This window comes from Xanthomonas chitinilytica (assembly GCF_026107455.2).
In the GTDB taxonomy this organism is placed as follows: domain Bacteria; phylum Pseudomonadota; class Gammaproteobacteria; order Xanthomonadales; family Xanthomonadaceae; genus Stenotrophomonas; species Stenotrophomonas chitinilytica.
On record NZ_JAPCHY010000004.1, the window covers coordinates 146,991 to 172,401 of the forward strand.

Annotated in this window: 29 protein-coding genes; 10 read left to right on the forward strand and 19 right to left on the reverse strand. The window is 69.0% G+C overall.

Translation table 11 applies throughout. The features are described from left to right. Positions 1–2: 2 nt before the first annotated feature. From hpf to OK345_RS06525, 7 genes are read right to left on the reverse strand one after another with little or no spacing between them, the layout of a single operon-like run. Positions 3–320 carry a ribosome hibernation-promoting factor, HPF/YfiA family gene (hpf, locus tag OK345_RS06495; RefSeq protein WP_265127106.1) on the reverse strand — a complete coding sequence of 106 codons (318 nt, stop codon included), beginning with the start codon at positions 318–320 and terminating at the stop codon, positions 3–5. A gap of 54 nt (positions 321–374) precedes the next feature. Then, on the reverse strand, positions 375–1,799 hold the full coding sequence (locus tag OK345_RS06500) for an RNA polymerase factor sigma-54 (RefSeq protein WP_265127107.1): 1,425 nt from the start codon (positions 1,797–1,799) through the stop codon (positions 375–377). A 44-nt stretch (positions 1,800–1,843) separates the two neighbouring features. Continuing rightward, entirely contained in the window at positions 1,844–2,563 is a 720-nt protein-coding gene (gene lptB, locus OK345_RS06505; protein WP_265127108.1) for an LPS export ABC transporter ATP-binding protein, read from the reverse strand. Further along, positions 2,563–3,099 carry a lipopolysaccharide transport periplasmic protein LptA gene (lptA, locus tag OK345_RS06510; RefSeq protein ID WP_265127109.1) on the reverse strand — a complete coding sequence of 179 codons (537 nt, stop codon included), beginning with the start codon at positions 3,097–3,099 and terminating at the stop codon, positions 2,563–2,565. The genes lptB and lptA overlap by 1 nt, the downstream gene beginning before the upstream one ends. Beyond that, complete coding sequence (lptC, locus tag OK345_RS06515; RefSeq protein WP_265127110.1) at positions 3,077–3,643, reverse strand: LPS export ABC transporter periplasmic protein LptC; 567 nt, start codon at positions 3,641–3,643, stop codon at positions 3,077–3,079. The genes lptA and lptC overlap by 23 nt, the downstream gene beginning before the upstream one ends. Beyond that, a complete protein-coding gene (locus OK345_RS06520) occupies positions 3,640–4,188 on the reverse strand; it encodes a KdsC family phosphatase (RefSeq protein ID WP_265127111.1) in 549 nt (182 codons plus the stop codon). Before OK345_RS06520 ends, lptC begins: the two co-directional genes overlap by 4 nt. 44 nt (positions 4,189–4,232) lie before the next feature. Then, positions 4,233–5,234, reverse strand: coding sequence for a KpsF/GutQ family sugar-phosphate isomerase (locus tag OK345_RS06525; RefSeq protein ID WP_265127112.1), 1,002 nt, complete (start codon positions 5,232–5,234; stop codon positions 4,233–4,235). A gap of 52 nt (positions 5,235–5,286) precedes the next feature. Between OK345_RS06525 and OK345_RS06530 the strand changes: the two genes are divergently transcribed. Genes OK345_RS06530 through OK345_RS06540 form a run of 3 tightly spaced genes read left to right on the forward strand, consistent with a single transcriptional unit; the run spans position 5,287 to position 7,132 of the window. Continuing rightward, entirely contained in the window at positions 5,287–5,517 is a 231-nt protein-coding gene (locus OK345_RS06530) for a BolA family protein (protein WP_265127113.1), read from the forward strand. A gap of 38 nt (positions 5,518–5,555) precedes the next feature. After that, positions 5,556–6,827 carry a UDP-N-acetylglucosamine 1-carboxyvinyltransferase gene (gene murA, locus OK345_RS06535; RefSeq protein WP_265127114.1) on the forward strand — a complete coding sequence of 424 codons (1,272 nt, stop codon included), beginning with the start codon at positions 5,556–5,558 and terminating at the stop codon, positions 6,825–6,827. Further along, positions 6,824–7,132, forward strand: coding sequence for an EF-hand domain-containing protein (locus OK345_RS06540; RefSeq protein WP_265127115.1), 309 nt, complete (start codon positions 6,824–6,826; stop codon positions 7,130–7,132). Before murA ends, OK345_RS06540 begins: the two co-directional genes overlap by 4 nt. Before the next feature lie 71 nt (positions 7,133–7,203). Here the strand turns inward: OK345_RS06540 and OK345_RS06545 are convergent, their stop codons facing one another. The 6 genes from OK345_RS06545 to purM form a co-directional block, all read right to left on the reverse strand. Further along, on the reverse strand, positions 7,204–7,884 hold the full coding sequence (locus OK345_RS06545; RefSeq protein WP_265127116.1) for a DUF3108 domain-containing protein: 681 nt from the start codon (positions 7,882–7,884) through the stop codon (positions 7,204–7,206). A 3-nt stretch (positions 7,885–7,887) separates the two neighbouring features. Continuing rightward, positions 7,888–8,682, reverse strand: coding sequence for a DUF3108 domain-containing protein (locus OK345_RS06550; RefSeq protein WP_265127117.1), 795 nt, complete (start codon positions 8,680–8,682; stop codon positions 7,888–7,890). Between the two features lie 64 nt (positions 8,683–8,746). After that, positions 8,747–9,400 (reverse strand): phosphoribosylglycinamide formyltransferase, encoded by a 654-nt coding sequence (purN, locus tag OK345_RS06555; RefSeq protein WP_265127118.1) that lies wholly within the window; start codon positions 9,398–9,400, stop codon positions 8,747–8,749. After that, on the reverse strand, positions 9,397–9,783 hold the full coding sequence (locus OK345_RS06560; protein ID WP_265127119.1) for a hypothetical protein: 387 nt from the start codon (positions 9,781–9,783) through the stop codon (positions 9,397–9,399). Before OK345_RS06560 ends, purN begins: the two co-directional genes overlap by 4 nt. Positions 9,784–9,843: 60 nt before the next feature. Then, positions 9,844–10,290: a hypothetical protein gene (locus OK345_RS06565; protein WP_265127120.1), complete on the reverse strand. Its 447-nt coding sequence runs from the start codon at positions 10,288–10,290 to the stop codon at positions 9,844–9,846. Between the two features lie 13 nt (positions 10,291–10,303). Continuing rightward, a complete protein-coding gene (gene purM, locus OK345_RS06570) occupies positions 10,304–11,362 on the reverse strand; it encodes a phosphoribosylformylglycinamidine cyclo-ligase (RefSeq protein WP_265154789.1) in 1,059 nt (352 codons plus the stop codon). Between the two features lie 97 nt (positions 11,363–11,459). On the opposite strand from purM, the gene OK345_RS06575 reads away from it, so the two are divergent. The 3 genes from OK345_RS06575 to hda are packed head-to-tail and all read left to right on the forward strand — an operon-like array spanning position 11,460 to position 14,451. Continuing rightward, on the forward strand, positions 11,460–12,593 hold the full coding sequence (locus OK345_RS06575) for a DUF2066 domain-containing protein (protein ID WP_265127122.1): 1,134 nt from the start codon (positions 11,460–11,462) through the stop codon (positions 12,591–12,593). Further along, positions 12,590–13,759, forward strand: coding sequence for an AI-2E family transporter (locus tag OK345_RS06580; RefSeq protein WP_265127123.1), 1,170 nt, complete (start codon positions 12,590–12,592; stop codon positions 13,757–13,759). Before OK345_RS06575 ends, OK345_RS06580 begins: the two co-directional genes overlap by 4 nt. Continuing rightward, a complete protein-coding gene (gene hda / locus OK345_RS06585) occupies positions 13,756–14,451 on the forward strand; it encodes a DnaA regulatory inactivator Hda (RefSeq protein WP_265127124.1) in 696 nt (231 codons plus the stop codon). The genes OK345_RS06580 and hda overlap by 4 nt, the downstream gene beginning before the upstream one ends. Positions 14,452–14,606: 155 nt before the next feature. Here hda and murU read toward each other — a convergent pair whose 3' ends face one another. From murU to OK345_RS06610, 5 genes are all read right to left on the reverse strand, one after another. After that, on the reverse strand, positions 14,607–15,323 hold the full coding sequence (murU, locus tag OK345_RS06590; protein ID WP_265127125.1) for an N-acetylmuramate alpha-1-phosphate uridylyltransferase MurU: 717 nt from the start codon (positions 15,321–15,323) through the stop codon (positions 14,607–14,609). Next, on the reverse strand, positions 15,320–16,342 hold the full coding sequence (locus OK345_RS06595; RefSeq protein ID WP_265127126.1) for an aminoglycoside phosphotransferase family protein: 1,023 nt from the start codon (positions 16,340–16,342) through the stop codon (positions 15,320–15,322). The genes murU and OK345_RS06595 overlap by 4 nt, the downstream gene beginning before the upstream one ends. A 58-nt stretch (positions 16,343–16,400) precedes the next feature. After that, the gene (locus tag OK345_RS06600) at positions 16,401–16,673 is read right to left on the reverse strand and encodes a GlsB/YeaQ/YmgE family stress response membrane protein (protein ID WP_265127127.1); all 273 of its coding nucleotides are present in this window, start codon (positions 16,671–16,673) and stop codon (positions 16,401–16,403) included. A 67-nt stretch (positions 16,674–16,740) separates the two neighbouring features. Then, entirely contained in the window at positions 16,741–16,956 is a 216-nt protein-coding gene (locus OK345_RS06605; protein ID WP_265127128.1) for a DUF4287 domain-containing protein, read from the reverse strand. A 26-nt stretch (positions 16,957–16,982) separates the two neighbouring features. Next, on the reverse strand, positions 16,983–18,476 hold the full coding sequence (locus OK345_RS06610; protein WP_265127129.1) for a M20 family metallopeptidase: 1,494 nt from the start codon (positions 18,474–18,476) through the stop codon (positions 16,983–16,985). A gap of 202 nt (positions 18,477–18,678) precedes the next feature. Here OK345_RS06610 and OK345_RS06615 point away from each other — a divergent pair, with 202 nt between their 5' ends. From OK345_RS06615 to OK345_RS06625, 3 genes are all read left to right on the forward strand, one after another. Next, positions 18,679–19,011: a ComEA family DNA-binding protein gene (locus tag OK345_RS06615; RefSeq protein ID WP_265127130.1), complete on the forward strand. Its 333-nt coding sequence runs from the start codon at positions 18,679–18,681 to the stop codon at positions 19,009–19,011. 428 nt (positions 19,012–19,439) lie between these two features. Next, positions 19,440–20,471, forward strand: coding sequence for a L,D-transpeptidase (locus OK345_RS06620; RefSeq protein ID WP_265127131.1), 1,032 nt, complete (start codon positions 19,440–19,442; stop codon positions 20,469–20,471). Positions 20,472–20,529: 58 nt separating this feature from the next. Further along, the gene (locus OK345_RS06625) at positions 20,530–21,252 is read left to right on the forward strand and encodes a murein L,D-transpeptidase catalytic domain family protein (protein WP_265127314.1); all 723 of its coding nucleotides are present in this window, start codon (positions 20,530–20,532) and stop codon (positions 21,250–21,252) included. 330 nt (positions 21,253–21,582) lie between these two features. Here the strand turns inward: OK345_RS06625 and OK345_RS06630 are convergent, their stop codons facing one another. Next, a complete protein-coding gene (locus tag OK345_RS06630) occupies positions 21,583–22,986 on the reverse strand; it encodes a GntP family permease (RefSeq protein WP_265154782.1) in 1,404 nt (467 codons plus the stop codon). 163 nt (positions 22,987–23,149) lie between these two features. Between OK345_RS06630 and OK345_RS06635 the strand changes: the two genes are divergently transcribed. Next, positions 23,150–25,393 carry a TonB-dependent receptor gene (locus tag OK345_RS06635; RefSeq protein ID WP_265127133.1) on the forward strand — a complete coding sequence of 748 codons (2,244 nt, stop codon included), beginning with the start codon at positions 23,150–23,152 and terminating at the stop codon, positions 25,391–25,393. The last annotated feature ends 18 nt before the right edge of the window (positions 25,394–25,411 follow it).

Here is a 25,411-nt window from a genome sequence, read left to right on the forward strand (position 1 = left end):
GTCTACTCGCCATTGTCGCGCAGGGCATGGGGGGCGTGGGGCAGATTCTTTTCCTTGTGCTTGATCACAAGGCGGTCCAGCTTGTCGGCCAGCAGGTCGATCGCCGCATACATGGTCTGGCCGCTGGCATCGGCATGCAGGGTGCGGCCGGGGAGGTTGACGGTGGCGACGACGTGGTGGTCCGGCTTGCGCACCGACAGCTGGGTGCGGATTTCGCAATGCTGGTCGAAGTGCCGCTCCAGGCGTTGCAGCTTGGTCTCCACGTATTCCTTCAGGGCGGGAGTGACTTCGATCTGCTGGCCGTACGTTTCGATGCGCATCGGGTACCTCCTTTGGGTCGGGGTTGCCATGAACCTTCCCGCAGCCTTGCGCGCTCAGGCGATGCGTACACGCTCGTGGGATGCGGAAATGTTCATGGCCTCACGATACTTCGCCACGGTGCGGCGCGCCACCGGTATTCCGGAGGACTTGAGCATCTCGGCCAGCTTGGCGTCAGAAAGCGGCTTGCGCGGGTTCTCGGCCTCGATCAGGCGCCGGATCATGGCCTGGATGGCGGTGCTGGAAGCCTCGCCGCCGCCGTCGGTATCGATCCCGGAGGCGAAGAAGGCCTTCAGCGGCAGCGTGCCGCGCGGGGTGCGCACGTACTTGCGGGCGATGGCGCGGGAAATGGTCGATTCGTGCAGCCCCAGTTCGCCGGCCACCTCGCGCAGGGTCAACGGGCGCAGCGCCTGTTCACCGAACTCGAGGAAGCCGGCCTGCTGCTGCAGCAGGCAGCGCACCACCCGCAGCAGGGTCTCGCCGCGGGCCTCCAGGCTCTTCAGCAGCCAGCGCGCCTCCTGCAGCTGGCTGCGCAGGTAGCTGGCGTCGCTCTCGCCGCAGCTGCGGATCATCTGCTCATAGCCGCGGTGGATGACCACGCGCGGCCCGGCATGGCCGGCCAGGGCCGCGCGCCAGACCCCGCGCTGGCGCCAGACCACGCAATCGGGCACCACGTAGGTATCGGAGGACAGCTCGCCCAGCTGCTTGCCCGGGCGCGGGTCCAGCGAGCGCAGCAGCTGGATGGCTTCTTCCACCTGTTCCAGCGGCTGCTTGAGGTCGTGGGCGATCCCGGCGGCGCCGCTGCGTGGCAGCCGTTCCAGCGGGCCTGCGGCGATCACGCCGGCCAGCGCCCGTCCGGGGGTGTCGGCCGGCAGCACGTCCAGCTGCAGTTGCAGGCATTCGCCCAGCGTGCGCGCGCCGATGCCGACCGGGTCGAAACGCTGGATCTGGTGCAGGACGGTGAGGATCTCGTCCTCGCCGGCGACGATGTCCGGCAGCAGGGTCTCGGCGATCGCCGACAACGGCTCGCGCAGGTAGCCGTCCTCGTCCAGCGCGTCGATCAGGGCGGCGCCGATGCTGCGGTCGCGCGGCGACAGGTGCGATAGGTGCAGCTGCCACAGCAGGTGGTCGGCAAGGGTTTCCTGCTCAGCCACGCGTTCGGCGGCGCTGCCGTTGTCGTCATCGTCGAAGGAACCGCCGCCGCCGCCGGCGTGGCTCCACTCGGAATCGTCCGGCGTCCAGTCGTCGCCGGACGGTTCCTGCTCCTGGCCGGGCGCGGCTTCCTCGGCGGTGCGGCTTTCCGTCTCGCCGGGGGGCGATTCGGCGTTCTCGGCCCATTCCAGCAGCGGGTTGGTCTCCACCGCTTCGGCGATCTCGACGTCCAGTTCGGCGCTGGACATCTGCAACAGCTTGATGGCCTGACGCAGCTGCGGCGTCATGACCAGGTGCTGTCCCATCGATGTCTGCAGCCGTGCTTTCATGCCTGTGCCGGTAAGGAGGGGCGTGACGGGGCGGCCGCAGGAATCTAGAGTCGGAAGGTATCCCCGAGATAGACGCGGCGGACGTCGGTATTGGCCAGCAGTTCCTCCGGTGCCCCCTGCGCCAGTACGCTGCCCTCGTTGAGGATATACGCGCGGTCGCAGATTCCCAAGGTTTCGCGGACGTTGTGGTCGGTGATCAGCACGCCGATGCCGCGCTGCTTGAGGTGGGTGACGATGCGCTGGATCTCGCCGACCGAGATCGGATCGACGCCGGCGAAGGGCTCGTCGAGCAGGATCAGGCGCGGCTTGGCGGCCAGCGCACGGGCGATCTCGCAGCGGCGGCGCTCGCCGCCGGACAGGCTGGCGCCGAGCTGGTCGGCGACGTGGCCGATCTGCAGTTCGTCCAGCAGCGATGACAGCTCGCGTTCGCGGCCGGCCTCGTCCAGGTCGTCGCGCAGTTCCAGCACCAGGCGGATGTTGTCGGCCACGGTGAGCTTGCGGAACACCGACGGCTCCTGCGGCAGGTAGCCCACGCCGAGCCGGGCGCGGCTGTACATCGGGTCGGCGGTGATGTCGCGCCCGTCCAGCACGATGCGGCCGGCATCGGCCTCGACCAGGCCGACGATCATGTAGAAGCAGGTGGTCTTGCCGGCACCGTTGGGGCCGAGCAGGCCGACCACTTCGCCGGCATCGAGCGTGAGCCCGAATTCGCGCACCACCTCGCGCTTCTTGTAGCGCTTGCGCAGGCCTTCGGCGACCAGCATTACTTGGTTTCCTTGCCGGCGGGGGCTGCCGCCTTGTTCTTCGGCTGGATCACGGTGCGCACGCGGGTGCCGTCGCCGCCGCTCTGCATGCTGCCGGTACGGGTGTTGTAGACCATGCGCTGGCCGGAATTCGAGCCGCGCTGGGATTCGACGTGATAGTTGCCGGTCAGCACGATGACCTCGGTGCCGATGTTGTAGTCCATGTTGTCGGCACGGGCATTCATCGTGGTGCCGTCGTCCATCTGCTGCTTCAGTGTGGCCTGCTTGCCGCGCAGGATCACCCGGTCCGCTTCCCCGTCCTTCTGCTGCACGTCGGCGGTATCGGCGTGGATTTCCAGGGTGCCCTGGACGATGATCACGTTGCCGCTGAACTGGCAGCGGCCGTTGTCGCCCACCATGTTGCAGTCGCTGTTGGTGGAATCGATGGTCATCGGCTGGTTGCGGTCGGAGCTCTTGGCCAGCGCCATGCCCGGCAGCAGCAGCAGGGCGGCGAGCAGTGCGATCGGCGCGAGCCTAGCGGGCGGCATTCGGTTCATAGCGGGTCTTGACCTGGGAAAGGAGTCTGTACTGGCTGGACTTGAGGTCGGCCTCGAAGCCGACGCCGGTCTGCATGATACCCGGGCGGGTCATGGTGACCTTGTCGTCGGTGCGCGCCAGGTTGCGTTCGGGGAACACGTCCAGGCTCTGGGTGCGGAACGTGGTCACCGGGATGTCGCCGTCCCTGGGGCTGTCGCCGCTGACGTCGCCGCGCAGGCGCATTTCCTCGCCCTTGGCGCTGACCCAGCCGGTCCTGGCGCGCAGCTGCCAGTGGCGGCCGTCGCGGTCGGGCAGCAGGAACAGCGGCTGGTCGATGGTCATGGTTTCGTCGCTGCGGCTGCGTTCCATCGTCGGTGCCCGCAGGGTGGTCGATTCCTTGCCCTGTTCGTCCAGCGCGATGATCTCGAAATCGCGCAGCACGTAGTCCGAGCTGCCTTCGTCGGTGGCGGCCACGGTGATCGCGTCGCGTTGCTGCCACGCCGACCAGCCGCTGACGATGGCCGCCAGCAGCAAGGCGATGCCGAGGACGCTGCGCCAGCTCACGGCGAATACCCCGCCAGCACCGCGTCGAGCTTGCCCTGTGCGGCCAGCAGCACGTCGCACAACTCGCGGGCAGCGCCCTGGCCGCCGCGGGCGCGGGTGTGCCAGTGCACGCGCTCGGCGATCCAGGGGTGGGCGTTGGCCGGGGCCACCGCCAGGCCGACCACGCACAGCGGCGCCAGGTCGGGCAGGTCGTCGCCCATGAAGGCGACCTGCTCCAGGCCGATGCCGCGCGCGGCGCACAGCGCCCGGACGCTGGCCAGCTTGTCGCCGACGGCGATCTGGGTGTCGATGCCGAGGTCGGCGCCACGCCTGAGCGCCGACTGGCTGTTGCGCGCGGTGATCAGCACCGGGTGGATGCCGTGCTGCTGCAGCAGTTTCAGGCCCAGTCCGTCCTGCACGTAGTACGCCTTGCTCTCGTTGCCGTCATGGTCGTAGTAAAGGCGCCCGTCGGTGAGGGTGCCGTCGACGTCGAAGCACGCCATCCGGATGTTGCCGGCGGTGGCGAGCAGGTCGGACGGGAAATCGGCGAGCGGGGAGTGGGGCATCGGGCGGGAAGGTCCGTTGGGGGTAGGCGCGCGGGGTGCGGGTGTTAAACCACTTTCGCCCGCAACAGGTCATGAATGTTGAGGGCGCCGACGGCATGGTTCTGGTCGTCGACCACGATCAGGCCGTTGATCTTGTGGGTTTCCATCAGCCTTGCCGCTTCCACCGCCAGCTGGTCGGCACCGATGGTACGCGGCTGGCGGGTCATCACCTCGGCGATCCGCGCGCTGCGCACGTCCAGGTCGCTGTCCAGGGCGCGGCGCAGGTCGCCGTCGGTGAACAGCCCGACCAGGTGGCCGTCGCGGTCGACCACGGCGGTCATGCCCAGCCGCTTGCGGCTCATTTCCATCAGCGCCTGGCTGAGGCTGGCATCGTCGTACACGCGCGGCAGCTCATCGCCGCTGTGCATGACGTCGGTGATGTGCAGCAGCAGGCGGCGGCCGAGGCTGCCGGCCGGGTGCGAGCGGGCGAAGTCGTCGGCGGTGAAGCCGCGCGCGTCCAGCAGCGCCACCGCCAGCGCGTCGCCCATCGCCAGCGAGGCGGTGGTGCTGGAGGTCGGCGCCAGCGCCAGCGGGCAGGCCTCGGTCGGCACGCTGACGTCCAGGTGCACGTCGGCGGCGACGGCCAGGCTGGACTGCGGGCGGCCGGTCATCGCGATCAGCGGGTTGCCCTGGCGCTTGAGCACCGGCAGCAGCATCAGCACTTCGTCCGACTCGCCGGAGTAGGACAGCGCCAGCACCACGTCGGCTTCGGTGATCATGCCCAGGTCGCCATGGCCGGCCTCGCCGGGATGGACAAAGAACGCCGGGGTGCCGGTCGAGGCCAGGGTGGCGGCGATCTTGCGGGCGATATGCCCGGACTTGCCCATGCCGGTGGCGACCACCCGCCCGCGCGAATCCAGGACCAGCCGGCAGGCCCGCTCGAAGGCATCGCCGATGCGGTCGCCGACCGCGACCAGCGCGTCGCGCTCGATCTCGAAGACCCGGCGGCCGCTGGCGATCAGGCCGGTGCTGCCTAGGGTACCGGAAGGAAGGGGCGAAACGGTCATGTGGGCGCCGGTCGGATAGTAGAATGGGAGTTCATTTTATTAGGAAAGCCCGTTGGACGCCGAGACCATCCGCAATCTGATCGAAACCGGCCTGCCGGGGGCCCGCGCCCAGGTGCAGGGCGACGATGGCGTGCATTTCGAGGCCACCGTGGTTTGCGAGGCGTTCGCCGGCAAGCTGCCGCTGGCCCGGCACCGCATGGTGTATGCCACCCTGGGCGAGCTGATGGGCGGCGCCATCCACGCGCTGGCGCTGAAGACCGTCACCCCGGCCGAAGCCGGCTGAACGCCACCTCCTCCCCCGAATCCGCGAAACCCGACTGTATGGCCAAAATCGTAGTGACCGGCGGCAATGCGCTGCACGGCGAAGTGAACATTTCCGGCGCCAAGAACGCGGTGCTGCCGATCCTGTGCGCCACCCTGCTGGCCGACGCACCGGTGGAGATCACCAACGTGCCGCACCTGCACGACGTGATCACCACCGTGAAGCTGCTCGGCGAGCTGGGGGCGAAGGTGACCATCGACCAGGGCACGCTGTCGCGCGGCAGCGCGATCGAGGTCGACCCGCGTACCGTGGACCAGCATGTGGCGCCCTACGAGCTGGTCAAGACCATGCGCGCCTCGATCCTGGTGCTGGGACCGCTGCTGGCCCGCTACGGCGCGGCCGAGGTGTCGCTGCCCGGCGGTTGCGCCATCGGCTCGCGGCCGGTGGACCAGCACATCAAGGGCCTGCAGGCGCTGGGTGCGGAGATCAGCGTCGAGAACGGTTTCATCAAGGCCCGCGCCGAACGCCTGAAGGGCGGCCGCTTCACCTTCGACATGGTCAGCGTGACCGGCACCGAGAACGTGCTGATGGCCGCGGTGCTGGCCGAAGGCACCACGGTGCTGGAGAACGCGGCGATGGAGCCGGAGGTCACCGACCTGGCGCACTGCCTGATCGCGCTGGGCGCGAAGATCGAGGGCCTGGGCACCGCGCGGCTGGTGATCGAAGGCGTCGAGCGCCTGTCCGGTGGCCGCCATGCGGTGCTGCCGGACCGTATCGAAACCGGCACCTTCCTGGTCGCCGCGGCGATGACCGGCGGCCGCGTGACCGTGCGCAATGCGCGCCCGGACACCATGGATGCGGTACTGGCCAAGCTGGGCGAGGCCGGCGCCAGCATCGAGACCGGCGAGGACAGCATCACCGTGGACATGCACGGCAAGCGGCCGCGTGCGGTGAACCTGGTGACCGCGCCGTACCCGGCGTTCCCGACCGACATGCAGGCGCAGTTCATGGCGCTCAACTGCGTGGCCGAGGGTGTGGGCGTGATCAACGAGACGATCTTCGAGAACCGTTTCATGCACGTCAACGAACTGCTGCGGCTGGGCGCGGACATCCAGGTCGAAGGCCACACCGCGATCGTGCGCGGCGCCGAGCGCCTGAGCGGCGCGCCGGTGATGGCCACCGACCTGCGCGCTTCGGCCTCGCTGATCCTGGCCGGGCTGGTGGCGCAGGGCGATACCATCATCGACCGCATCTACCACCTCGATCGCGGCTACGAGAACATCGAGGAGAAGCTCGGTTCGCTGGGTGCCAGCATCCGGAGGATCGCATGATCCTGCGTGGCGGTTTCACCCGCCGGCGCAAGGCGCTGCTGATCATCGTGCTGGTGGTGCTGGCCTGGCTGGGCTATGCCTGGTTCAGCGGCATCGCCATCACCCGTGGCCTGGAGAGCCGCGACATGGACTGGGACGGCGACGGTACCGTCAGCCGCAGCGAAGTGCTGCAGGCGTTCCATGCGGTGGTGGTGGAGGACGCCCAGGAAGGCAACCGCCACTGCCGTACCTTCAGCTGGCGTCGCAGCGGCGAACAGATCCGGGTGGACTGCCGCACGGTGTTCAAGGAAGCCGGGCAGCCCTGAGCGCCCGCCACGCAAGACATGGAAATGCCCGCGCAAGCGGGCATTCCTGTTTCCGGCATGGGCGGGGTCGATCAGTGCAGCGACTTGATCGTCAGGTCCAGCGCATCCTTGCCGTCCTCGCGCTGCAGCAGGCGCACCGGCACCGGCATGTCCGGCACGATCCAGGCGATCAGTTCCTTGCGGCCGTCGGTGCGCGAGACCTTGGTGGCCTGCCGCGACTGGCCGTCGATGGTGATGGTGTCCTGGCCCACCACCTTGTAGGACATCGGCTTGATCCGGCCCTCGTCGACCATGCGGTAGTTCAGCGGCTTGCCGGCGGCCAGGTCGCGGGCGATGGCCAGGTTGATCAGCAGCGCGTCCATGTCGCCGCTCTTGAGCGCCACCGGGCCGCTGCGGTCGGGCTTGATGTCGCCGGTCCAGGTGGCCTGCTTGCTTTTCCAGTCGTAGCGCGCGTCGACCTTGCGCTTCTTCACCAGCAGCACCGAACTGTCGTGGCTGGTCAGCGGGCGCAGCCTGCCGTCGTGCTCCTCGAACACGGTGCTCTGGCTCAGGTCGGCCAGCTGGTTCTTGACCTGCAGGCTGTAGCGCCACTTGTCGCCTTCGGGCGCCAGCGTCATCACGCCGTTGGCCTGCATGCCCATGTAGCTGGCCCGGTAGTCGGCCTTGAACGGTTCCAGCGCCAGGGCGGGCAGGCTGGCGAGGGCCAGCGCGGCGGCAGCGGCGAGCGAAAGCGTGCGGGTGAGGGTCTTCATGGTTCAGGCTCCTTGGTATTCGATCAGGCGCAGGTCGATGGTGTCCTCGCCGTCCTCGCGTTGCAGGATGCGGACCGGGGTCGGCACGCCGTTGGCGATCCACAGGATGGTTTCGTCGTTGCCGCCGTTGGTGCGGTAGACGCGCAGCGCGTCGTAGCTGAGGTCGCCCACCTGGACGATCTCGGTGGCATCGGCGGCGCGGTACTCGTGCTGGCGCAGGCGGCCGACGTCGACGTAGCGGTATTGCAGCGCCCGCCCCGGGCGCGCGTCGCGCATCAGCGCCAGGTTGATCAGCAGCGCGCTCTGGTCGCCGGGCTGCAGGGCGATGGGCTGGCGCCGTTCCTTCTTCAGGTCGCCGCTCCATTGCGCGTTGCCGGATGCCCAGTCGTAGGTGCCGGTGACCTTCTTGCCCAGGAACAGGCCCTTGCGCACCGTGCTCTGGCTCAGCGGCACGTAGGTGTCGCCTTCCTTGTTGAATACCGTGCTCTGTTCGAGGTTCAGCCCCAGCACGCCGACGAAGCCGCGGCGGGCGTGCACCGACATGTCCACGCGCCATTGCGGGCCCTGGCCGTGGACGACGCGCATGGTGGCGTCGCCGGCTTCCTTGCCCTTGTAGAAGGCCTGGTAGGTGGCGACGAACGGCTCCAGCGGCGGTGGATTCCACTCCGCTGTCGCGAGTTCGATGCCGGTCGCCGCCGGCGCATCGGCCGCTGCCGGCGGCGTGCGCTCCTGCGCATGACCGGGGGCGGCGAGCAGCGCCGCGGCGATCAGCAATGTCGTGAACGGCGTGGGATTCATGCGCGATGGCGTCAGGAGGAATGGGGGAAGCATGCCAGCCCGGGCATCAGTGGCATGTGTCGGTTCAGTGGGCCAGCGTTCCGGCGCAATCTAGGTGCAGTGGGCCAAACAGGGGCTGACCATCCAGCCGAACCTGACCGGCGCATTCAGTTACCCGTCCGGACAGCAGCAACCGGACACTGGCGACCAGCAGCGGATGCTCGGCGGCCAGCACCCGTCGTGCCAGCGATTCGGGGGTGTCGCCGGCCAGTACCGGGACCCGTGCCTGCGCGATCACCGTGCCGGCGTCCAGCTCCGGCACCACGAAGTGCACGCTGGCGCCGTGTTCGGCATCGCCGGCTTCGATCGCGCGGGCGTGGGTATTCAGGCCCCGGTATTTGGGCAGCAGCGACGGGTGGATGTTGACCAGGCGCCCGGCGAAGCGCTGCACGAACGCGGCGCCGAGGATGCGCATGTAGCCGGCGCAGACGATCCAGTCCGGTTGCAAGGCCGCCAGGGCATCGCCCAGCGCGGCATCGAAGGCGTCGCGATCGGCGTGATCGCGCGGCGAGGCCGCCCAGCGCGCTGCCGGCGGCACCTTCAGCAGCGCTTCGGCCTGCGGCCGGTCCGACAGCACGCCGACGATCCGCGCCTCCAGCCGACCATCGTCGATGGCTTCCAGCAGTGCCTGCAGGTTGCTGCCGCGGCCCGAGGCCAGCACCGCGATGCGTGCGCTCATGCCCGGACACCGTCCCCCTGGAACAGGGCCCGTACCTCCGGCCGCTGCAGGGTGATCAGGGTGAAGATCCCCAGCGCGGTGCCGAACGGGATGCTCAGGCAGGCCAGGCCCGCAGCCACCTGGCACAGCAGCGGCCTGCGCGCCTGCCGCAGGCTGATCGCGGCCAGGACGTTGAGCGTCATCAGCAGCAGTGAAAAGCCGCCGGCCAAGCCGAGCAGCGCGAACGCGAATCTGGCGTTGGGATCGGAAAAATCGTTGGCGGCCTCGGCCTGGTAGCCCACCAGCGCGACCAGGCCGATGAAGCCGATCACCAGCAGCTGCAGGCCGCCCCAGATCCAGAACAGCGTGGACAGGGTGCCCAGCCGCGATTGCGCGAGGGGCAAGGCCGAAGCGGGCGACGGCGACGGTAGCGGCGGGGGCAGGGAGCTCATCGGCAGGGGCGGTCAGGGAGAGGTGAAGGCGACTTTGACCGAGGGGCGCAGCAGCACGACCAGCGTGAACACGCCCAGCACGGTGCCGAACGGCATGAACATGCAGGAAATACCGGCCACCACCAGGCACAGCAGGTGCCGGCGGCGCTGGGCGATGCAGCGCCCGGCATAGGCCATGAAGCCGGCCAGGATCAGCCCGCAGAGGATGAAGAAGGCGGCGAACGCCACGAAGAACCAGCCGAACAGCGCCGGATCCGGGGCGCCGGGCGCGTCGCTTTCCATCGGTATGTGGCCGGTGACGATGGCCAGCCCCATGAACAGGTGCAGCAGCGGGAACAGCGAGAACACCGCGGTGACGCCGGCCAGCACGTAGTGGAATACCGACAGCAGCCGCAGCTGCTGCAGGTCTTCCGCCGTGGGCGCCGGCGGTGCGGGTACGGCAGGGTGGGTGTCTTCCATGAGCGGGCCCGGATCAGCCGATGCGGACGCGTTCGCCGTCGCCCGCGGCGACGACCTCGCCGATCCGCCAGTGCGGCAGCCCCAGCGTGTCGAGGGCCGCGCCGACCGCATCGACCTGGTCGGGTTGCAGCGCCAGCACGAAACCGATGCCGCAGTTGAAGGTGCGCCACATCTCGGCATCGGCCACCGCGCCTTCGCGCTGCAGCCACTGGAACACCGGCGGCAGCGGCCAGCTGCCGGCGCGGATGTCCAGGCCCAGGCCGTCGGGCACCACGCGGATGATGTTCTCGGTCAGGCCGCCGCCGGTGATGTGCGCCATGCCATGGATCGCCGCGCCGTGCGACTTCAGCAGCGACAGGATCGGCTTGACGTACAGCCGGGTCGGCGCCATCAGCGCGTCGACCAGCTTCACGCCGTCTTCCAGTTCCAGCTCGGCCGGGCGGCCGGCACGGTCGTAGATGCGGCGGATCAGCGAATAGCCGTTGGAATGCGGGCCGGAGGAGGCGATGCCGACCAGCACGTCGCCCTCGCGCACCGCCGAGCCGTCCAGCAGCTCGCTCTTTTCCACCGCGGCCACGGTGAAGCCGGCCAGGTCGTATTCGCCGGGGGCGTACATGTCCGGCATTTCCGCGGTTTCGCCGCCGATCAGCGCGCAACCGGCCTCGGTGCAGCCGTTGGCGATCCCGCCGACCACCGCCGCGGCGGTATCCACGTCGAGCTTGCCGGTGGCGAAGTAATCCAGGAAGAACAGCGGCTCGGCGCCCTGCACCAGCACATCGTTGACGCACATGGCCACCAGGTCGATGCCGATGGTGTCGTGGCGGCCCAGCTGCTGGGCCAGCTTGAGCTTGGTGCCGACGCCATCGGTGCCCGAGACCAGCACCGGCTCGCGGTACTTGCCGGACAGGTCGAACAACGCGCCGAAACCTCCCAGCCCGCCCATCACCTCGGGGCGGAAGCTGCGCTTGACCAGTGGCTTGATGCGCTCGACCAGTTCGTTGCCCGCGTCGATGTCGACACCGGCGTCGCGGTAGGTCAGGGGAGTGTTGGCGGAGGACGGGGGGCTGGTCACGGGCGGCTGCACTGGCGGAGTGAACTGGCGATTTTAACAGGCCACGTTGGCGCCCAGGTCGCATTCGGGCAACAATTCCCCCTGGAACCGTCGAGCAATGGAATCTTCAATGCGTCGCAGCCTGGCCTTACTCCTGTTTCTCGCGCTGTGCCTGCCGGCCACGGCGGTGCTGGCCCAGTCCGGATTGCGCACCGAGGGCGATGTCGCCAGCGCCAGCGGTACCTACGAGGCGGAGGTGCCGGTCAACAGCCAGAGCGAGGCCGACCGCAACGGTGCGCTGGCGCGGGCGCTGGGCAGCGTGCTGGGCAAGCTGTCGGGCGACCGCAGCGCGCTGACCCGCCCGGGCGTGCCGCAGGCGCTGCGCAACGCCAGGGACTACGTGGAAAGCTACGACTACCGCCAGGACCAGGGCACCTCGGCCACCGGCGCGCCGAGCTTCCGGACCATGCTGGTGGCGCGTTTCCGCGCCGAGGACGTGGACGGCCTGGCGGCGGCGCTGGGGCTGCCGGTATGGCCGCAGCCGCGGCCCAAGCCGGTGGTGTGGCTGGCCATCGACGACGGCAGCGGCCCGCGGCTGGTCAGCGTGCAGCAATCCAACGCGGCGCGGCCATTGCTGGACCGCGCGGTCGAGCGCGGCTTCCGGCTGGGCCTGCCCACGGGCGGCGCCGCCGAGCAGGCGCTGGTCGGCGCGATCTGGCGCCAGGACATCGCGGCGGTGGCCCGCGCCTCGGCGCGCTATTCGCCGCCGATGCAACTGGTCGGCAAGCTGTACCGGGCACCAGGCGGTGGCTGGGTCGCCGACTGGGTGTTCGTCGACGGCGGCCGCGAACTGTCGCGCTGGAGCACCCGCGAGACCGATGCGCGCCGGACCATGGCCGGCGGCGCCGACGGTGCCGCCGACGCGCTGGTCAAGCGCTATGCCAAGGCCGGGGCGGTCGGCGCCCACGGCGTCTACCGGATCGTGGTCAGCGGCCTCTACAACGCCGACGACTACCTGCGGCTGGCATCCACGCTGCAGGGCATCGCGGTGGTCCGCTCGATCGTGCCGGTGCGCGCGGCCGGCGACACGCTGGAGCTGGATCTGGAACTGATGACCGGCCTGCCCGGTTTCAACCGCATGCTCGGCCAGGACGCGGCGCTGATGCCGGTGGTCGCACCCGCCGCGCCGCTGCTGGAAGGCGAGCCAGTGGCCGTTCCCGAAACCACCCGTGCCGAGTACCGGATCCGATGATCAGTTCCCCCGAGATGGAAATCGCGCTGTTCCTGCGTCGCCTGAAGTGGGCGGCGCTGGCCGTGGCCGGGTTGTGGGTGGTGTGGCTGCTGGCGCCGATCCTGACCCCGTTCGTGCTGGCGCTGATGCTGGCCTGGCTGGGCGACCCGCTGGTGGACCGGCTGGAGGCGGCCGGCCGCTCGCGCAATACCGCGGTCATCCTGGTGTTCGTGCTGATGGTGCTGCTGCTGGCGCTGGCGCTGCTGATCCTGGTGCCGATGATCGAGCGCCAGATCGTCACCCTGGTGGCGGCGCTGCCGCAGGGGCAGCAGTGGCTGATAAGCACGGCGATCCCGTGGGTGGAGCAGAAGACCGGGCTGGAGCTGATGAGCTGGCTGGATCCGGCGCGGCTGGTCGAGTGGATCCGCAGCCACTGGCAGCAGGCCGGCGGCGTGGCCACCACCTTCTTCGGCTACCTGTCGCGTTCCGGGTTCGCGATGGTGGCGTGGGTGGTCAACATCGTGCTGCTGCCGATCCTGACCTTCTACTTCCTGCGCGACTGGGACAAGCTGGTCGAGCGGGTAGCCTCGCTGATCCCGCGCAACCATGTCGCCACGGTGTCGCGGCTGGCGCAGGAGTCCAACGCCGTGCTGGGCGCCTTCATCCGCGGCCAGATCGCGGTGATGATCGCGCTGGGCGTGGTGTATGCCGCCGGCCTGTCGCTGGTGGGGCTCAACCTGGGCCTGCTGATCGGCCTGATCGCCGGCATCATCAGCTTCATTCCCTACCTGGGCGCCACCACCGGCGTGGTGATGGCGGTGCTGGCAGCGCTGGTGCAGTCGCAGGGCTTCGACCTCAAGCTGCTGGCGCTGGTGGGCGTGGTGTTCACCGTCGGCCAGCTGCTGGAAAGCTACGTGCTGACCCCGCGTATCGTCGGCGACAAGATCGGCCTGCATCCGGTGGCGGTGATCTTCGCGGTGATGGCCGGTGGTCAGCTGTTCGGTTTCCTCGGCATGCTGCTGGCGCTGCCGGCCGCGGCGGTGATCAACGTGCTGTTGCGCTATGCGCACGAGCGCTACCGCCAGAGCGAGCTGTATGCCGGCGCCAGCCCGGCGATCGTGCTCGACCCGTACATCGACCGCTCCGTCGATCTTGCCGTACCGCCGAAGGACGTCGAACCGAAGTGAGCGTGCCGCAGTTGCCGCTGGCCCTGCGCTATCCGCCGGACCAGCGATTGGAGAGTTTCATCGGTGCCCCCGCGGGCGTGCTGGCGCAGCTGCAGGCCCTGGCCAGCGGCGAGGCGACCGAATGGGTGTACCTGAGCGGACCGGCCGGTACCGGCAAGACCCACCTGGCCTTGGCCTTGTGCGCGGCCGCCGAGCACGCCGGGCGGGCCGCGGCATACCTGCCGCTGGCCGCGGCCGCCGGCCGCCTGCGCGATGCGCTGGAAGCGCTGGAAGGGCGCGACGTCATCACGCTGGACGGGCTGGAAGCCATCGCCGGGCGGCGCGAGGACGAGGTGGCGCTGTTCGACTTCCACAACCGCGCCCGTGCCGCCGGGGTGACGCTGCTCTACACCGCGCGGGCGGTGCCGGAGGCGCTGGGGCTGGTGCTGCCGGACCTGAAGTCGCGGCTGTCGCAATGCGGGCGGGTGATGCTGGACCCGCTCGACGACGCCGGGCGCGGCGCGGTGCTGCGCGAGCGCGCGCAGCGGCGCGGGCTGGCGCTGGACGAAGCCGCGATCGAATGGTTGCTGACCCGCACCGGGCGCGAGCTGGGCAACCTGGTGGCGCTGCTGGACCGGCTGGACCGCGAGTCGCTGGCCGCGCAGCGGCGCATCACCGTGCCGTTCCTGCGCCGGGTGCTGGGCGAGGGCTGAGCCGCCCGCTCTTCGCAGGAGCGAAGTCTGCAGGAGCGACGCTGGGTGGCCTCGGGCCATCAGTCGCGATGGAGCTTCACCAGGAAAGGCTCCTCTCTCAGGGAATCCCAGGAAAGCCCTCGCGACTGATGGCCCGAGGCCACCCAGCGTCGCTCCTACAACGGCGGAGCGTGCAGTTGCGCGTCGAGCTGGCGCAGCCGTTCCGGCGTGCCGACGTCGGTCCATGCGCCGCGATGGTGCTCGCCGCGGACCTGTCCGCGCGCCATCGCATCGCGCAGCAGCGGCGCCAGCTTGAAGCGCGGTGGGTCCTGGTCCGTGCCGGCCGCATCGCCGATGACCTGGCGCCAGCGTGCCAGCAGGGCGGGGCGATAGACGCCGATGCCGGAAAAGGTCAGCGTCCGCGTACGGCCATCGCGGTCGGCGACGCGGCCGTCCTGGCCCAGCGCGAAATCGCCGGCCGGGTGGTGTTCGGGGTTGTCCACCAGCACCAGATGGGCGTCGCCCTCGGGCTCGGCGGGCAGGGCGGCGAAATCGAAGTCGCACCAGATGTCGCCATTGACCGCGATGAATGGCTGCTCGCCGAGCAGGGGCAGGGCATGCAGCATGCCGCCGCCGGTTTCCAGCGGCGTGCCGCCTTCGTACGAATAATGCAGGCGTAGGCCCCAGCGCGAACCGTCGCCCAGCGCCTGTGGGAAGCTTTCCGCCAGCCACGAGGTGTTGACGACCACGTCGCGCACGCCGATCGCGGCCAACCTTTCCAGATGCCAGACGATCAGCGGTTTGCCGCCGACGGCGAGCAAGGGCTTGGGGGTGTGGTCGGTGAGCGGGCGCATGCGCTCGCCCAGCCCGGCGGCGAAGATCAGTGCCTTCATGCGTTCCGCTCCGCCGCCAGGCGCGCCATGGCCGGCTTGATGCGCTGCTGCAACAGCGATTGCAGTCCCTGCAGCTGCGGATGGCGCGGCAGCACTTCGTCGAGGAAGGCGATGAAGCGCGGGGCATCGGGCAGGTAACGGGTCTTGCCGTCGCGGTAGTGCAGCCGCGCGAAGATGCCCAGGATCTTCAGGTGGCGCTGGATGCCCATCCAGTCGGCATCGCGCAGGAAGACCTGCAGCGCCGGTACCGGAATGCCGGCATCGCGCGCGCGGGCGTGGTAGCGCGCCAGCCAGCCGTCGACGCGCGCCAGCGGCCAGCTCAGGAACGCATCCTTGAACAGGCTGACCGCGTCGTAGGCCACCGGGCCGCTCACCGTGTCCTGGAAGTCCAGCACCGCCGGGCCATCGGCTACCGGCATCAGGTTGCGCGGCATGAAGTCGCGGTGCACCGGCACCCGGGCCTGCGCCAGGGCGTTGTCCATCAGCCGCCGCTGCGCCAGCTCCAGTTGTTCCCGTTCGCCGCAGTCCAGCTGCAGGCCGAGATGGCGGCGCAGGAACCATTCCTCGAACAGCCCGGCATCGCGCTGCAGCAGCGCCTCGCCGAACTCGCCGCTGCCGGCCGGAAGCGGCGTTCGCTGCAGCCTGAGCAACTGGCCGATGGCCGCGTCGAACCACTCGTCGGCGTTGCCGTCGTCGATGACCTGCGCCAGCGTCGGGCCGCCCAGGTCCTCGAGTAGCAGCAGGCCGGCATCGACGTCGCGGGCCAGCACCCGCGGCACCCGCACCCCGGCCTGTTCGAGCAGGTCGCGGATGCGCAGCCAGGGCCGCACGTCTTCCTTGTCCGGCGGCGAATCCATGACGATCGCGCTGTCGCCCGTGCCGCGCGTGCGCCAGTAGCTGCGGAAGCCGGCATCGACCGAGGCGCGCTCCAGGGTGGCGCCGGCATCGCCGAGGGCATCGCGCGCCCACTGCAGCCGCTGCTGCGCGCGGGGGCGGTCGGGATCGGTTTCGAGGGTCATCGACAGCGCACTTCGAAGGGCCGCGCGGGCGGCACGGCGGAAAGCGGAAGGGAAGGGTTCAGCGCTTGCCGCCGCTGACCAGCCGCAGCACGGCCAGGACTGCCACCGCACCGAGGACGGCGCCGATGAAGCCGGCCGGCTGTCCCCGTGCGTACCAGCCCATGTACTGGCCGAACCAGCCGGCGACCAGGGCGCCGACGATGCCCAGCACGATGGTCAGCAGGCAGCCCATGCGGTTGTTGCCGGGCATGAAGAAGCGCCCGAGCAGGCCGACCACGAAGCCGACCAGGATGATGTACAGCCAGCTGTCGCTGCCGAACAGTCCGCTCATTCGTTCCTCCACGGCAAGGAAAGGACGCAGCCTAGCAAGGCCAGGCCGCGTCCGTCATCGCTCAGGTTCAGGCCTGCCGTTGCGCCCGGTGGTAGGCCACCAGCGCGTTGGCGTGGCCGTGGCCGATCCCGTGCCGCTCCTTGAGGATGGCCACCTGCTCCATGTGCCTGCCGTCCCCGATGGCATCGAGAACCGCGAACCAGTGGGCGACCGGCTTGCCGTAGGCCTTCTCGATGGAAGGAAAGTAGGAAGCCGGCCCCTTGGCCTTGTCGTCGGTTGTCATGTGCGCGTTCCCGGCTTGCAGGTCTGTCAGCAGCAGCCGTGGCCGCCGTGGCGGGTGCCGCTGTCGGCGGCCACCGGCGAGCCGCTGGTCTCGCCGCGCAGGCTGGCGGCGTAATGCTCGCTGACCACCTTGGACACGCAGGCGGTGACGCGCTTGCCCATCGGGATGTGCAGGAACTCGTTGGGGCCGTGCGCGTTGGAGTGCGGGCCGAGCACGCCGGTGATCATGAACTGCGCGCCGGGGAACTTCTCGCCCAGCATGCCCATGAACGGGATCGAGCCGCCTTCGCCCATGTACATCGCCGGCTTGCCGAAGAACGCCTGGCTGGCGTCGTCGATGGCCTTCTCCAGCCACGGCGCCATCGCCGGTGCGTTCCAGCCGGTGGAGGCCTTCTCCAGCTCCAGCGTCACCTGCGCGCCGTTCGGCGGATCGCGCAGCAATGCTTCCTTCAGCAGTTCGCCGCACCGCTTGCCGTCGGCCAGCGGCGGCAGTCGCAGCGACAGCTTCACCGCGGTCTCCGGGCGCAGCACGTTGCCGGCCGATTCCAGCGACGGCATGCCGCCGATGCCGGTCACCGACAGCGCCGGGCGCCAGGTGCGGTTGAGCACCAGCTCGGTCAGGTCCTCGTTCATCGGCTTGAGCCCGTCGACCAGCGGGAACTTGTCGAAGATCGCGGTATCGACCACCTCGGCGGCGCGTTTGGCCTGCTGCAGGCGCTCTTCCGGGATTTCCACGTGCAGCCCGTCGAGCAGGATGCGGCCGGTGTTCTCGTCCTCGATCCGCGACAGCAGCTGGCGCAGCAGGCGGAAGCTGGACGGCACCACGCCGGAGGCGTCGCCCGAATGCACGCCTTCCTCCAGCACCTTGACGGTGAAGTTGCCGCCGGCCAGGCCGCGCAGCGAGGTGGTGCACCACAGCTGGTCGTAGTTGGCGCAGCCCGAATCCAGGCACACCACCAGCGACGGCTTGCCGATGCGCTCGGCCAGATGGTCGACGTAGGCCGGCAGGTCGTAGCTGCCGGATTCCTCGCAGGCCTCGATCAGGATCACGCAGCGCGCATGCGGCAGGCCCTGCTCCTGCAGCGCCTGGATGGCGGCCAGCGAACCGAAGATGGCGTAGCCGTCGTCGGCGCCGCCGCGGCCGTACAGCTTGTCGCCGCGCAGCACCGGGACCCACGGGCCCAGGTCCTCGTCCCAACCGGTCATTTCCGGCTGCTTGTCCAGGTGGCCGTACAGCAGCACGGTGTCGTCGCCGGTTTCCGCGCCGCTGGCCGGAATTTCCAGGAAGATCAGCGGGGTACGGCCTTCCAGTCGCACCACTTCCACCTGCAGCCCGGGGATCTTCTGGGCGCGGGCCCAGTTCTCCATCAGCGCCACCGCCTGGTCCATGTAGCCGTTGGCGACCCAGTCGGCGTCGAACATCGGCGACTTGTTGGGGATGCGGATGTAGTCGACCAGCTGCGGGACGATGTCGTTGTCCCACTTGTCGCTGAGGAATTGGCCGATTTTCGCGCTGTCCATCTGAAAAACTCCGGTTGCAGGGTCTAGACCGCCCATTCTACGCCCGGGCAGGGGGTAGGGTTTTTCCTACAACGGGTCGGGCTGTTTACCGGCTGTGTGAGGAGCGTGTGGACGATAGGCTTGTCTGCATGTGGCGCGGGACACTGACCCGGTCGACGAGGATGTCGGCGAAGTCTCTTCCCAAGCCACAAGGAGTGTAGCCATGAAGTTTTTCACCGTGACGCTGAAGTCGCTGGTCCTGGCTCTTTTGCTGACCGGTTCCGCGCTTGCCGCGGACAAGGTCGACATCAATACCGCCGATGCGGTGGAGCTGGACCGGGTGTTGGTGAACGTGGGGTCTTCCAAGGCCCAGGCGATCGTCGATTACCGACAGGCCAACGGACCTTTCAGGAGTGCCGAGGAACTGGCACTGGTGAAGGGGATCGGTTTGAAAACGGTCGAACGGAATCGTGACCTGATCGAGGTGGGTGCCGGGACGGCCCCTGCCAAGAAGGCTGCCACGGCGGCGGCCCCGAAACCGGTGGAAAGACGCTGAGCGGAACGGACGCGAAGGTATACGGCCGGTTGCAGGACGCACGGGCCGGAATCCGTAGGGCAGGACGCCGAAGAAAAGCAGGATGCTGACAGGGATGTAACGATCGCCCGGTGTTGCACAGGAGGTGCAGCCGGGCGATCGTTTTTTGGGGGTTCCGGATCTGCGGCGGTGAAGCCGTTGCCCCGCTGGTGCGGGCCGTCGGGACGGCAGCAACCATCCCGGCTTGGGTGCCGGGCAGGCACAGGTTGGCGAATGCGTATCCGGCCGGCATTCCATCCGCCCGGGCCCGGCGGCTGCAAGGCCGATCCTGCGTGGCGTCGGTTGCGCTGCGGGTGGCGGCGCCGGCGGGAGTCTGCGGTGATGATGGCCGTGCAGGCAGTGCGCTAGGCTGGGCGGGACCAGGGCCGGAATCGAACAGGGTGAAGCGCATGGCGGGATGGGGATGGCGGGGGCTGCTGCTGGTGGTCGCCTGTGCGGTGCTGGCTCCGTCGGCGGCACAGGAAGCGCCGGTGCCGCGTGGTCCGCTGGATCTGGCGCCGGGTGAATTCCTCTGGCACCCGGAAATCTCGCCGGCCGGTCCCATCGTGCTGGTGGTCAGCCTGGACGAGCAGCGCGCCTACGTCTATCGCAACGGCATCGCCATCGGCATGTCGACGATCAGCTCCGGCAAGGCCGGGCACGAGACCCCGACCGGCGTGTTCACGATCCTGCAGAAGAACAAGGATCACCGCTCCAACCTCTACAACAACGCGCCGATGCCCTACATGCAGCGGCTGACCTGGGACGGGATCGCGCTGCATGGCGGGTCGCTGCCGGGGTATCCGGCCTCGCACGGCTGCGTGCGCCTGCCGCAGGCGTTCGCGCAGAAGCTGTTCGCCGAGACCCGGCGCGGCGATACGGTGGTGGTGGCCGATGCCAAGAGTTCGCCGACCACGCTGGTGTATCCGGCGGTGCTGGCGCCGGTCACCGCGAGTGGGCAGCCGCTGGTCGCCGTTCCCGACGCGCCGGACCATTACTGGGACGACAGCCTGGCCCCGCAGGGGCAGGTGAGCGTGCTGGTCAGCATCCACGACCAGCGCATCTACGTGCTGCGCGACGGCGTGCCGATCGGCGAGTCGCGGATGAACGTCAGGAACCTGCCTGCATTCGACGGCACCACGCTGTTCGTGATGGGCGAGGGGCTGGACGAGGCGCCCAGCCTGCTGGATCCGCAGCGCCGGCGGCATCGCTGGACCGCCTATCCGATGCTGGGCGACGCCACCTCGAGCGTGATCCCCGACCTGCTGGCGCAGCCGTCGCTGCCGGTGGAGTTGCCGGTCGACTTCGCCCGCCGGATGTACGACGTGCTGGTGCCGGGCACGACCCTGCTGGTCACCAGCCTGCCGGCGGTGCGGCCTTCGACCGGGGATCAGGGGCTGCAGCCATTGTTGGAATCGGAAGCACCTGCCCCCATTCAATGATCCTCGTCCCGAACATGCCGTTGCCATGAAGCCGCTGTTGTCCCGCCCCCGCCTGCTGATGCTCGGCCTGCTGCTGGTGCCGGCCGTCGCCGCGCAGGGGGCGTCGACGCCCGCGGCCGGGCTTGCGCCTGTGCCATCCGCGCCGGGCGAGGGCCTGGCCGAGCGGCTGGCCCGCGCAGCGCCGGCGGCCGACCGGCAGGTGCTGGCGCTGGCCGCCCGGGCGATGTCCTGCGCGCTGCAGCGCCGCGAGCCGGGACTCGATCCGCAGCGCCTGGGCGTGATCGACTATTCGCGCCCCTCGACCGAACCGCGGCTGTGGGTGTTCGACCTGGACCGGCAGCGGCTGCTGTTCGAGGAATGGGTGGCGCATGGCCGCAACAGCGGCGAGAACATGACCAACCGCTTCTCGAACCGCGAAGGCAGCTACATGTCCAGCCTGGGCGCCTTCGTCGCGCAGGAGACCTATGCCGGCGGCAACGGCTATTCGTTGCGCCTGCGCGGGCTGGAGCCGGGCTTCAACGACCGCGCCCGCGAGCGCGCCATCGTGATCCACGGCGCCCCGTACGTGAACCCGGCCGCAGCGCGCCTGCAGGGGCGGCTGGGCCGCAGCCTGGGCTGCCCGGCGGTACGGCCGGCGGTCGCGCGGCCGCTGATCGACAGCCTGCGCGAGGGCACGCTGGTATTCGCCTACTACCCGGACCCGGACTGGCTGCAGCGCTCGCAACTGCTGGACTGCGGGCAGCCCGGGGTGGCGACGGCGAGCGTCCGTTCGCGTCCCTGAGTTGCCGGCGGCGTGGGCGCGCCTGTTACGGCGATGACGCCAGCCGGTTTCACGCGGTGATGCGATGGATGCGCCGGGCGGGATCGTGCCGTGCCTGGTTTCCGTGCGGATTTCCTGCTGTCCGGCGAATCCTTCAATGCCTGCCGTCCATGGGAGCACCGATCCTGCGACCGGCAGGATCGTGCGGCCTGTCGCGCGCCGGTGCCGCCGGGCCTGCGTGTACGGGCAACCCCGGAGCGGGGGACGAGATCGGCCGAAGACCGGCCACCCGTCTCGGGAAACGCCGCGCCGCGGTCATGCCCACGACGCGGCGATTGCCGGCGATGCCCCTCAGACCAGCCCGGTGGCGTAGTACACGCCGATGATCGCGAACACCGCCAGGGTCTTGATGATGGTGATGGCGAAGATGTCCTTGTAGGACTGGCGATGGGTCAGCCCGGTGACCGCCAGCACGGTGATGACCGCGCCGTTGTGCGGCAGGGTGTCCATGCCGCCGGAGGCCATCGATGCCACCCGATGCAGCACGTCCATCGGGATGCCGGCGGCGTTGGCGTTGGCGATGAAGCTGTCGGCCATCGCCGCCAGCGCGATGCTCATGCCGCCGGAGGCCGAACCGGTGATGCCGGCCATGGCGGTGACCGATACCGCCTCGTTGATCAGCGGGTTGGGAATCGAGCCCAGCGCGTTGGCCACCACCAGGAAGCCGGGCAGGGCGGCGATCACGGCGCCGAAGCCGTATTCGGAGGCGGTGTTCATCGAGGCCAGCATGGCGCCGCCGATGGCGGTCCGGGTGCCTTCGGCGAAGCTGGTGTAGACCGGTTTCCAGGCGAACGCCAGCACGGTCAGGATGCCGACCAGCAGCGCGCCCTGCACCGCCCAGATCGCGGCCATCTTCGATACTTCCTGCACCACCGGTGCCGGGTTGCCGATCACCGCCGGCACGAACGATTGGGTCTCGCCGTAGAAGCCGGGAATCCAGCGGGTGAACAGGTAGTTGGACACGCCCACCAGCACCAGCGGCAGCACTGCGATCAGCGGATGGGTGAGCCGGTCGCCGCGGAACGCTTCCGGCTCGTTGCGCAGCTCGGCGTTGCCGGCATAGCCTTCGCCGGCGCGCGCGGCGGCGCGGCGGCGCCATTCCAGGTAGCTCATGCCCAGCACCAGGATCACTACCGTGCCGATCACGCCCAGCCACGGCGCCGCCCAGCTGGTGGTGCCGAAGAACGAGGTGGGGATGATGTTCTGGATCTGCGGCGTGCCCGGCAGCGCGTCCATGGTGAAGGTGAAGGCGCCCAGCGCGATGGTGCCGGGGATCAGCCGCTTGGGAATCTCGCTCTGGCGGAACAGCTCGGCGGCGAACGGATACACCGCGAACACCACCACGAACAGCGACACGCCGCCGTAGGTGAGCAGCGCGCAGACCAGCACGATCGACAGCATCGCGCGCTGCGCACCGACCAGCCTGATGGTGGCGGTCACTATCGACTTGGAGAAGCCGGAGATCTCGATGACCTTGCCGAACACCGCGCCCAGCAGGAACACCGGGAAGTACAGCTTGAGGAAGCCGACCATCTTGTCCATGAACAGGCCGGTGAACATCGGCTGCACCAGCGACGGGTCGGTCAGCAGCACCGCGCCCAGCGCCGCGACCGGGGCGAACAGGATCACGCTGTAGCCGCGGTAGGCCACGAACATCAGGAAGCACAGGGCCGCCAACACGATCAGGAACGACATCCACGGCTCCCCGCCATACAAGTTGCCGTCGAGTATCTGCAGGGCCGCGGCCCCGGCCCACTGTACGAATGGACGATACGAGCCGGTCGGCGCGCCGGCTACCTTGCGCAGCATGGGCGGCATCCGTTTGCTGCCCCGTCATACCCGGGAGGAGGGGAGACCAATGAAGCGCAAGTACCTGAGCATGGCCATCGGTTGCGTACTGCTGGCGCCGGCATCGCTGGCGTGGTCGCAGCAACCGCCGCAGGCCGCACCCGCCGCCGGCAACCAGGCCACCACGCTGGACCAGGTCACGGTCACCGCGCGGCGCCGCAGCGAATCGATCCAGGACGTGCCGGTGGCGGTGAGCGCCTTCGGCGAGGAGCAGATCAAGGACCTGCAGGCCAGCAACGTGGAGGGGTTGCAGGGCGCGGTGCCGAACATGAACATCGCCCAGGGCCGCGGTTCGGCCAACAGCGTCAACGTGTTCATCCGCGGCATCGGCCAGCCCGACGCGCTGCAGACCTTCGACCCCGGCGTGGGCATGTACGTCGACGACGTCTACTACTCGCGCATCAACGGCGCGCTGTTCTCGCTGTTCGACATCCAGCAGCTGGAAGTGCTGCGCGGCCCGCAGGGCACGCTGTACGGCAAGAACTCCACCGGCGGCGCGATCAAGCTGACCACCAAGAATCCGTTCGACAACGAAGGCGGTGCGGTGGAAGTGACCGCCGGCGACTATGGCCGGCTGGAGGGGCGCTTCTACGTCAGCGGCAAGCTGAGCGATACCATCGCCGCCAGCATCGCCGGCGCCAAGATCACCAACGACGGCTACGTGCGCGATGCCGATACCGGCAAGCACTACAACGATGACGACACCGAAGCGCTGCGCTTCAAGATGGCGTTCAGTCCGACCGACAACTTCCGCGCCACCCTGAGCGCGGACACCACCAAACAGGATGCGGCGCCGACCCTGGGCCGGCCGGTGGCCGATCTGCGCCAGACCGACCTGGTGCTGGGCTCGGTGGTGCTCAAGCCGGGCGAGACCGGCGAATGGAACCGCCGCGCACGGACCTCGTTCGAGAACGGCGAAGGCCAGTACCTGAAGCATTCCGGCGCCTCGCTGGCGATGGAATGGGACATCGACGAGCAGTGGCAGCTCAAGAGCATCACCTCCTACCGCAAGCTCAAGACCGAGTCGTACATCGACATCGACGCTTCCGAATACGAGCTGGGCGACGTGCTGGTGGCGCTGGACCAGGACCAGCGCAGCCAGGAACTGCAACTGCACTACGACAACGGCAGCAACCTGCACCTGACCTTCGGCGCGTACTACATGAAGGAGAACGTGCCGTCCTACCAGGAAGCCTATGCCGACGACCTGTTCGCGCTGGCCGGTACGCCGATCGATTTCCTGCGCACCATCGACGACGACCTGAGCACCACCAGCACCGCCGCCTTCGCCCACATGAACTGGGAGTTCGTGCCGACCTGGACGCTGGCCGCCGGTGTGCGCTGGACCAAGGACAAGAAGGAGTACGACCGCAGCACCAGCACCTTCTGGGGGCCGGCGCTGGCAGCGCTGAATGAAACCGTTGCCTTCAGCGCCAAGGCAGACTGGACCGCGGTGACGCCGTCGGTCAGCCTGCAGAAGGCTTTCGGCGACAACCTGATGGGCTACGTGTCGGCCAACCGCGGCTTCAAGTCCGGCGGCTTCAACGGCCGCGCCAACACCGTGTACGACACCGAGCATGCCAAGTTCGATCCGGAATACGTCTGGACCTATGAGCTGGGCCTGAAGGGAAGTTCGTCCGACCGGCGCTTCCGCGGCAGCGCGGCGGCGTTCTACAGCAAGTACAGCGATTTCCAGGCGCGCGTGTCGCAGGACGTGGGCACCTTCCCGGTGCTCAATGCCGCCGAGATGGTGATCAAGGGCATCGAGCTGGACGGCGTGGCCATGCTGGGCGATGCCACCACGCTGAGCGGCCAGATCGGCTGGATGGACGCCAAGTACGACCGCTTCGAGGACTTCCGTCTGGATCCGTCCTATCCAGGCTTCGATCCGAACGTGAACCACGACCACGTGCCGTTCTCGCCGGACTGGACCGCCCGCGTGGCCCTGCAGCACGTGTTCTCGCTGGGCCACAGCGGCAGCCTGACCCTGGGCGGCGACGTCTCCTACCGCGGCGACACCTGGTTGTCGGTGGACAACCGCGAGGTGCTGAGCCAGGACGCCTACACCCTGGTCGGCGCCTACGGCGTGTGGGATTCGCCGCAGCTGGCCTGGCAGGTGCGTGCCGGCGTGCGCAACCTGACCGACAAGCAGTACAAGACCGAGGGCCAGGAGTTCGCCAGCGTCGGCAACATCCAGACTGCCTATTACGGCCTGCCGCGCAACTGGTACGTGTCGCTGCGCTACAACTTCTGAGGCACCCGCGGGTGACCG

What these genes read in the sequence shown, in the direction of transcription:
- hpf (WP_265127106.1), bottom strand. Translation starts at nt 320, where the DNA reads ATGCGCATCGAAACGTACGGCCAGCAGATCGAAGTCACTCCCGCCCTG.
- OK345_RS06500 (WP_265127107.1), bottom strand. Translation starts at nt 1,799, where the DNA reads ATGAAAGCACGGCTGCAGACATCGATGGGACAGCACCTGGTCATGACG.
- lptB (WP_265127108.1), bottom strand. Translation starts at nt 2,563, where the DNA reads ATGCTGGTCGCCGAAGGCCTGCGCAAGCGCTACAAGAAGCGCGAGGTG.
- lptA (WP_265127109.1), bottom strand. Translation starts at nt 3,099, where the DNA reads ATGAACCGAATGCCGCCCGCTAGGCTCGCGCCGATCGCACTGCTCGCC.
- OK345_RS06520 (WP_265127111.1), bottom strand. Translation starts at nt 4,188, where the DNA reads ATGCCCCACTCCCCGCTCGCCGATTTCCCGTCCGACCTGCTCGCCACC.
- OK345_RS06525 (WP_265127112.1), bottom strand. Translation starts at nt 5,234, where the DNA reads ATGACCGTTTCGCCCCTTCCTTCCGGTACCCTAGGCAGCACCGGCCTG.
- murA (WP_265127114.1), top strand. Translation starts at nt 5,556, where the DNA reads ATGGCCAAAATCGTAGTGACCGGCGGCAATGCGCTGCACGGCGAAGTG.
- OK345_RS06540 (WP_265127115.1), top strand. Translation starts at nt 6,824, where the DNA reads ATGATCCTGCGTGGCGGTTTCACCCGCCGGCGCAAGGCGCTGCTGATC.
- OK345_RS06545 (WP_265127116.1), bottom strand. Translation starts at nt 7,884, where the DNA reads ATGAAGACCCTCACCCGCACGCTTTCGCTCGCCGCTGCCGCCGCGCTG.
- OK345_RS06550 (WP_265127117.1), bottom strand. Translation starts at nt 8,682, where the DNA reads ATGAATCCCACGCCGTTCACGACATTGCTGATCGCCGCGGCGCTGCTC.
- purN (WP_265127118.1), bottom strand. Translation starts at nt 9,400, where the DNA reads ATGAGCGCACGCATCGCGGTGCTGGCCTCGGGCCGCGGCAGCAACCTG.
- OK345_RS06565 (WP_265127120.1), bottom strand. Translation starts at nt 10,290, where the DNA reads ATGGAAGACACCCACCCTGCCGTACCCGCACCGCCGGCGCCCACGGCG.
- OK345_RS06575 (WP_265127122.1), top strand. Translation starts at nt 11,460, where the DNA reads ATGGAATCTTCAATGCGTCGCAGCCTGGCCTTACTCCTGTTTCTCGCG.
- OK345_RS06580 (WP_265127123.1), top strand. Translation starts at nt 12,590, where the DNA reads ATGATCAGTTCCCCCGAGATGGAAATCGCGCTGTTCCTGCGTCGCCTG.
- murU (WP_265127125.1), bottom strand. Translation starts at nt 15,323, where the DNA reads ATGAAGGCACTGATCTTCGCCGCCGGGCTGGGCGAGCGCATGCGCCCG.
- OK345_RS06595 (WP_265127126.1), bottom strand. Translation starts at nt 16,342, where the DNA reads ATGACCCTCGAAACCGATCCCGACCGCCCCCGCGCGCAGCAGCGGCTG.
- OK345_RS06600 (WP_265127127.1), bottom strand. Translation starts at nt 16,673, where the DNA reads ATGAGCGGACTGTTCGGCAGCGACAGCTGGCTGTACATCATCCTGGTC.
- OK345_RS06605 (WP_265127128.1), bottom strand. Translation starts at nt 16,956, where the DNA reads ATGACAACCGACGACAAGGCCAAGGGGCCGGCTTCCTACTTTCCTTCC.
- OK345_RS06610 (WP_265127129.1), bottom strand. Translation starts at nt 18,476, where the DNA reads ATGGACAGCGCGAAAATCGGCCAATTCCTCAGCGACAAGTGGGACAAC.
- OK345_RS06615 (WP_265127130.1), top strand. Translation starts at nt 18,679, where the DNA reads ATGAAGTTTTTCACCGTGACGCTGAAGTCGCTGGTCCTGGCTCTTTTG.
- OK345_RS06620 (WP_265127131.1), top strand. Translation starts at nt 19,440, where the DNA reads ATGGCGGGATGGGGATGGCGGGGGCTGCTGCTGGTGGTCGCCTGTGCG.
- OK345_RS06625 (WP_265127314.1), top strand. Translation starts at nt 20,530, where the DNA reads ATGCTCGGCCTGCTGCTGGTGCCGGCCGTCGCCGCGCAGGGGGCGTCG.
- OK345_RS06630 (WP_265154782.1), bottom strand. Translation starts at nt 22,986, where the DNA reads ATGTCGTTCCTGATCGTGTTGGCGGCCCTGTGCTTCCTGATGTTCGTG.
- OK345_RS06635 (WP_265127133.1), top strand. Translation starts at nt 23,150, where the DNA reads ATGAAGCGCAAGTACCTGAGCATGGCCATCGGTTGCGTACTGCTGGCG.